Raw genomic sequence first — 3793 nt, forward strand, 5'->3', positions numbered from 1 at the left:
CCCCTTGTGGGAGAGGGGAAGGCAGCGCAATCGGGTCTCCTATGCCTGCAATCCTGACCTGCGCCGCCCCTCCCCCCGTTGAGCTCATCGCCGACTATCTCTAGTCTGGTCCTAACCAAGAACCAGGAGACGCGCCCATGACCGCTTCGCGCGACGATGAATTCGGCTTTGCGCCCGACTACGATGCTCCCGTCCCCTATATGCAGCGCACGCGCGACTATTACGCGGCGATTGGCTACACCACGCCGTACCGCTGGGCGCATTATACCGAGGCGCCGTTCCAGCCGCTGAAGAAGGAGCTGTCGCAGTCGCGTGTGACGATCATCACCACGGCCGCGCCATATGATCCGGCCAAGGGCGACCAGGGACCGGGCGCGGCGTATAATGGCGGGGCGAAATTCTACCAGGTCTATGACGGCGACACCTCGAAGCAGCACGATTTGCGCATCTCGCACATCGGCTACGACCGCAAGCACACCAGCGCGACCGACAGCGGCACCTGGTTTCCGCTGCCGCAGCTGCTGAAGGCAAGCGACGCGGGCCGCATCGGCGAAGTCGCGCCGCGCTTCTTCGGCGCGCCGACCAACCGCAGCCATCGCGTCACGCTGGACACCGATGCGCCGGAGATTCTGGCGCGCTGCCGCGCCGATGCGGTCGATGTCGCCGTGCTGGTGCCGAACTGCCCGGTCTGCCATCAGACCACGGCGCTGGTGGCGCGGCACCTGGAGGCCAATGGCATCCCCACAGTGGTGATGGGCTGCGCCAAGGACATCATCGAGCACGCCGCCGTGCCGCGCTTCCTGTTCTCCGACTTCCCGCTCGGCAATTCCGCCGGCAAGCCGCATGACGTCGCTTCACAAGCGCAGACGCTCGAGCTGGCGCTGAAGCTGCTGGAGACCGCGAGCGGCCCGCAGACCACGATGCAGTCGCCGCTGCGCTGGAGCGAGGACGCCTCCTGGAAGCTCGACTACAACAACGTCGCGCAGCTCAGCGCGGAAGAGCTGGCGCGCCGCCGCGCCGAATTCGACAAGCAGAAGGAGATCGCGCGCGGCAACCGCGCCGCCTGACGTCCTCCAATAACGAAAATCAAAGGGAGAGCGACGTGACGCGACCGTTCGAGGGCGTGAAGATCCTGGACTTCACCCAAGTGCTGGCCGGCCCCTATGCGAGCTACCAGCTCGCGCTGCTGGGCGCCGACGTCATCAAGGTCGAGCGGCGCGAGGGCGAGGACATGCGCCGCACGCCGCTGTCGCGCGAATGGGCCGAGCGCGGGCTCGCGCCGGCGTTCCAGGCCATCAACGGCAACAAGCGCAGCCTGACGCTCGATTTGCAAAAGCCGGACGCCATTGCGATCGTGAAGAGGCTCGCCGCGCAAGTTGACGTGGTCATGGAGAACTTTCGCCCGGGCGTGATGGACAAGCTCGGCATCGGCTACGAGGCGCTGTCCGCGATCAATCCAAAACTGATCTATTGCGCGGTGTCCGGCTTCGGCCAGACCGGCCCGGATCGCCTGCGACCCGGCTATGACGGCAAGATGCAGGCGCTGTCCGGCATCATGGCGATCACCGGCCACCCTACGACCGGGCCGACCCGCGCGGGCTTCGCGGTCTGCGATGTGCTCTCGGGCGCAACTGCCGCGTTCGGCGTGTCGAGCGCGCTATATCAGCGCGACCGTACCGGAGTGGGCCAGCTCATCGACGTCTCCATGCTGGAGGCGACGCTGGCGTTTCTCTCGGGGCAAATCGCGGACTGGTCGGTGGCCGGCCATCGCCAGCAGCTTTCGGGCAACCAGGCGGTGAGCCGCAGGACCACGGCGAACCTGTTCAAATGCGGCGATGGCCACATCCTGCTCGCGGTCAACAACCAGAAGCAGTATCGCGCGCTGATGTCCGCGCTCGGCCGCGAAGACACGCTGGCCGATCCGCGTTTTTCCGACTGGTATGCGCGCAACGAGAACGAACCTGCGCTGCGCGCCATCATCGAGGAAGCGCTCGCGAAAAAGCCGGCGCGCGAATGGGAGACGATCCTGGAGGATGCCGGCGCGCCCTGTTCCAGCATCTGGACGATCGAGGAGGTGATCGATCATCCGCAGATCGCTGCCCGCGGCGCAATCCAGGAGCTCGATACGCCCTACGGCCGCCTGCGCTTCGCCGGCAGCGGCTTCAAGCTCGCGCATGGCGGCGGCAGGCTCGACCGCATGGCGCCGGAGCTGGGCGCGGATACAGATGCGGTGCTTGAGGAGCTGGGATTCGATGCCGCGGAGATCGTGGCCCTCAGGGCACGAGAGATCGTGTGAGGCGCGGAGCTACAAACTCCGCTGTCATCCCGGACAAGTCGTAGGGTGGGCAAAGGCGCAACGCGCCGTGCCCACCATCTCTCCGCTTGCTTGGGGGATGATGGTGGGCACGCTGCGCTTTGCCCACCCTACGACATCGGTCATCAAAACAACGACCCCTGCCCGTCATCGGCCGATCCAACGACTGCCTTCCTCACCGTCCGCTTCGGCTTCGATGCTTCCACCTCCGCCTCCATCTCTTCCGCGCTGATCGGCAGCAGTAGCTGATCGTCGTCATTGGCAACGCGGTTGACGCGGGTGGAGACCGGGTGCCAGGCGAATTCGCCGCTGCGCGGGGCGGCCATCAGCGGCAGCACGTCGTCCACCTCGTCGCTGCGGGAATCGAGCCAGCGCTCGAAATCGCGCGGGCTGATGGTGACGGGCACGCGGTCGTGCAGCGCCACGAGGTCCTCGCCCGCCGGCGCCGTGACGATCGCGACGGTGTCGAGTTCCTCGCCGTTCGGCCCGGCCCAGGTCTCGAACAAGGCGGCGAAGCCGAGCGGCTCGCCGTCGGCGCGGCGAATGAAGAAAGGCTGCTTGCGGCCGTCGATCGCCTTCCATTCGTAATAGCCGTCGGCCGGAATCAGGCCGCGGCGGCGGCGAATCGCGTTCTTAAAGGCGGGCTTTTCCAGCACCGTCTCGGAGCGGGCGTTGATCAACAACGTAAACTCCCGGGGATCCTTGACCCAGCTTGGCAACAGGCCCCAGCGCATCAGGCGAAAGTGCCGCGCGCCATTCTCGACCAGCACGACCGGAATCGGCTGGGTCGGCGCCACATTGTACCGGGGCGGGAAGTTCGGCTGCTCGATATAGCCGAACAGTTGCCGCAAGGCCGCGGGGGCCGAAGTTATGACGAAGCGTCCACACATCCTTGGGGGCCTATATAGGGTCCGTTCAGGTCCTTTTAACCCAGAACGTTAACACTGCGGCCAATGAGCTCAACGGTCTCCCAACCCGCGCGGACGCTTGTACAGACGGGACCCGAGGCCGCGGCCTGGGGCGAGCGGCTGCGCGTGGCCAACATCAACCCGCGGACCGGGCTTGCCACCGACTACCTGAACCATTTCAATGAAGCCGTGATGCTGCTCGAAATGGTCCCGGACATGCCGGAATGCGCGGAAGACTTCTTGACCTGGTCGCCGCTGTCCTATGCTGAGCATTTCACCGCCTCGAATTTCAAGGCGCGGGATCTTGCGATCGAAGCCTATGAGAAGGCCGACCCCAGCGTGCGCGCGCAGTTCGACCATATCACCGACACCATGACCTCGATCCTGACCGCGGTCGGCTCGGCCATGCGCGAGGTCGAGAAGGACACGACGAGGGTCCGCCTCGCCGAGCAGGCGGCGGCTTGGGTCAAGCCGCTGATCGCGGCCTGCGGCGGCATCATCAATGGCGGCGCGGAAGCCGACATCGACACCATCATGGCGAACTGAGCCGGAGCAGGTGACGAAATTGGCC

Annotated in this window: 4 protein-coding genes; 3 read left to right on the forward strand and 1 reads right to left on the reverse strand. The window is 65.8% G+C overall.

From position 1 onward, the window contains the following. Positions 1–137: 137 nt before the first annotated feature. Entirely contained in the window at positions 138–1067 is a 930-nt protein-coding gene (locus tag FXV83_RS41580; RefSeq protein ID WP_148745784.1) for a glycine reductase, read from the forward strand. Positions 1068–1102: 35 nt separating this feature from the next. Beyond that, positions 1103–2296: a CaiB/BaiF CoA transferase family protein gene (locus FXV83_RS41585; protein ID WP_148745785.1), complete on the forward strand. Its 1194-nt coding sequence runs from the start codon at positions 1103–1105 to the stop codon at positions 2294–2296. A 143-nt stretch (positions 2297–2439) separates the two neighbouring features. On the opposite strand, the gene FXV83_RS41590 is transcribed toward FXV83_RS41585, so the two are convergent. Then, positions 2440–3204 carry an SOS response-associated peptidase gene (locus FXV83_RS41590; protein WP_148745786.1) on the reverse strand — a complete coding sequence of 255 codons (765 nt, stop codon included), beginning with the start codon at positions 3202–3204 and terminating at the stop codon, positions 2440–2442. Between the two features lie 63 nt (positions 3205–3267). Here FXV83_RS41590 and FXV83_RS41595 point away from each other — a divergent pair, with 63 nt between their 5' ends. Next, entirely contained in the window at positions 3268–3768 is a 501-nt protein-coding gene (locus tag FXV83_RS41595; protein ID WP_148745787.1) for a hypothetical protein, read from the forward strand. The last annotated feature ends 25 nt before the right edge of the window (positions 3769–3793 follow it).

It is taken from the genome of Bradyrhizobium hipponense, from assembly GCF_008123965.1.
GTDB lineage: Bacteria > Pseudomonadota > Alphaproteobacteria > Rhizobiales > Xanthobacteraceae > Bradyrhizobium > Bradyrhizobium hipponense.

Bases quoted from the DNA above. Each gene is read 5' to 3' on its own strand.
- FXV83_RS41590 (WP_148745786.1), bottom strand. From the start codon at position 3,204: ATGTGTGGACGCTTCGTCATAACTTCGGCCCCCGCGGCCTTGCGGCAA.
- FXV83_RS41595 (WP_148745787.1), top strand. From the start codon at position 3,268: ATGAGCTCAACGGTCTCCCAACCCGCGCGGACGCTTGTACAGACGGGA.
- FXV83_RS41580 (WP_148745784.1), top strand. From the start codon at position 138: ATGACCGCTTCGCGCGACGATGAATTCGGCTTTGCGCCCGACTACGAT.